General features: G+C 69.0%; 1 protein-coding gene. It reads left to right on the forward strand.

Features of this window, described 5'->3' with window-relative positions; translation table 11 throughout:
• Window positions 1–1,111, forward strand: a 1,111-nt coding sequence (locus tag ACFTWF_RS45065; RefSeq protein WP_378467538.1) for an acetyl/propionyl/methylcrotonyl-CoA carboxylase subunit alpha, incomplete at both ends; no start/stop codon positions are given.

A 1,111-nucleotide genomic window follows, 5' to 3' on the forward strand; every position in this document is an offset into this window, starting at 1 on the left:
CCAAGGTGCTCGTCGCGAACCGCGGTGAGATCGCAGTGCGGGTGATCCGGGCCGCAGCCGATGCCGGCCTGGCCAGCGTCGCCGTCTACGCCGAACCCGACGCCGACGCCCCGTTCGTGCGCCTGGCCGACGAAGCCTTCGCCCTCGGCGGCCAGACCTCCGCCGAATCGTATCTGGTGTTCGACAAAATCCTCGACGCCGCCACCAAATCCGGCGCCGACGCCATCCACCCCGGCTACGGCTTCCTCTCCGAAAACGCCGACTTCGCCCAGGCCGTCATCGACGCCGGCCTGATCTGGATCGGCCCCTCCCCCCAATCGATCCGCGACCTCGGCGACAAGGTCACCGCCCGCCACATCGCCGAAAAAGCCAAGGCCCCGATGGCCGCCGGCACCAAGGACCCCGTCAAGAACGCCGACGAGGTCGTCGCCTTCGCGAAGGAATACGGTGTCCCCGTCGCCATCAAGGCCGCCTTCGGCGGCGGCGGCCGCGGCATGAAGGTCGCCCACACCATCGAGGAAATCCCCGAACTGTTCGACTCCGCCACCCGCGAGGCCGTCGCCGCGTTCGGCCGCGGCGAATGCTTCGTCGAACAGTATCTGGACAAGGCCCGGCACGTCGAAGCGCAGGTCATCGCCGACCAGCACGGCAACGTCGTCGTCGCCGGCACCCGCGACTGCTCCCTGCAACGCCGCTTCCAGAAACTCGTCGAGGAGGCCCCCGCCCCGTTCCTCACCGACGACCAACGCGCCCGCATCCACTCCTCCGCCAAGGCCATCTGCAAAGAGGCCGGCTACTACGGCGCCGGCACCGTCGAATACCTGGTCCAGGGCGACACCGTGTCCTTCCTCGAGGTCAACACCCGCCTGCAGGTCGAACACCCCGTCACCGAGGAAACCGCCGGCATCGACCTGGTGCTGCAGCAGTTCAAGATCGCCAACGGCGACACACTGGACATCCTCGAGGACCCCACCCCCCGCGGGCACGCCTTCGAATTCCGCATCAACGGTGAGGACGCCGGCCGCGGCTTCCTGCCCGCCCCCGGACCGGTCACCAAGTTCGTGCCCCCCACCGGCCCCGGCGTCCGGATGGACTCCGGCGTCGAAACCGG

The organism is Rhodococcus sp. NPDC056960 (assembly GCF_042674125.1).
In the GTDB taxonomy this organism is placed as follows: domain Bacteria; phylum Actinomycetota; class Actinomycetes; order Mycobacteriales; family Mycobacteriaceae; genus Rhodococcus_F.